At 64.5% G+C, this 1,218-nt stretch carries 1 protein-coding gene; it reads right to left on the bottom strand.

Features of this window, described 5'->3' with window-relative positions; all coding sequences use genetic code 11:
• Positions 1-1,004: IS4 family transposase (locus tag N1F91_RS30905; RefSeq protein WP_289997749.1), on the bottom strand; the 1,004-nt coding region annotated here is incomplete at its 3' end.
• Positions 1,005-1,218: the final 214 nt, after the last annotated feature.

Genomic DNA, 1,218 nt, shown 5'->3' with positions numbered 1-1,218 from the left:
ACGAGGCGGATGATCTTGCCGGTCGAGATGCGCACGGTCAGTTCGCGCACCGGGTCGGCGAACGGATTGCGCCGCGATGCGGCCATCCGCTGCGGCAGGAAACCGATGCGGTCGGACAGCACGTCGGAACCTTCGGGCAGGGCGAGTTCCTGCCTGGGCTCGAGCGTGGTGTGGTCCTTCAAGCGGGTGACGAAGCGGCAGCCCTGTGCGTCGAGCCGCGCCCACCAGCCGAAGTCATAGTAAGCGAGATCAAAGATATAGGTCATTCCCGGGGTGATCGGAAGCGCTTTGGCGGGTGTGACGTCGGCGATCTTCTGGTCGGTGATGTCGGCGCTGAGCGGAGCCTGCCCGGTCAGGTCATAGGCGATGTGCAGCTTCACCGCGCGGCGGCCGTTCTGCGCGCTCACCCAGCCGGCGCTCGCGCCGCTGAGTTCGATCCGCGTGGCGTCGAGCAGGCAGGCGGCGTCGGCCAGATGGCGGCGCGTGTTGCGGCAGGCCGTCCTGGCCATGTGGGCGAACAGCTCGGCGAAGACCTGCCACGACCGCTTCGCATTGGCGTCGGCCAGCGTCGAGCGCGCGGCGGGGCTGGCTCCCAGATGATAGAGCCGGCTGGCGTGGCTCGCCAGGCCCGCCTCGATCTCGCGCAGGCTGACCGCGCCGGCCAACTGGCCAAACAGCAGCGCCAGAAGCTGGCTCTTCGTGTCCAGCCGCCGAACCCGCCTGTCGGTTCGATGCCTTTCCACCAGACCGTCGAACACGGACCAAGGAATGTGCTTCTGAAGGCTGTGGAATACGCTATTGTCGTGCCGCATGACATTGCTCCCTGCTCGTGTCCAAACGCCGCGAAACGTCTGAAACCGAGTAGAATCAATGTCATGCGCCTTGTCCAGCTTTCTAAACCGGACAGCAGTGGGCTTGTCCCGAGGATCTACCCCCGTTTGGAGGCTCCGCAGGGTCTGCCCGTAACGCCGGAATACCGGATATGCCCAGAGTTCCAGAGTCAACAGATCCTCGGGACAAGCCCCATACGCGCTAACATAGCATTGACGGTGAATTCGCCGCGTGATTCGTTTGGCGCATGAGTGATTCGCTGCACCCCATGAATTGGGACGAGCTGGTCGCGCGACTGGGCTCGGAGGAGGAGTTGTCGAGGAGCGCGCGGGAGGCGGGTGCGCTGCTTCGAAAGCGGCAGGTGTCCAGCGCCACAATTTTGTTGCG

Source organism: Aquibium sp. ELW1220, from assembly GCF_030398385.1.
Classification (GTDB): domain Bacteria; phylum Pseudomonadota; class Alphaproteobacteria; order Rhizobiales; family Rhizobiaceae; genus Aquibium.
The sequence above is the reverse complement of the archived record's forward strand: the minus strand, read 5'-3'. Positions and strand labels throughout refer to the sequence as shown.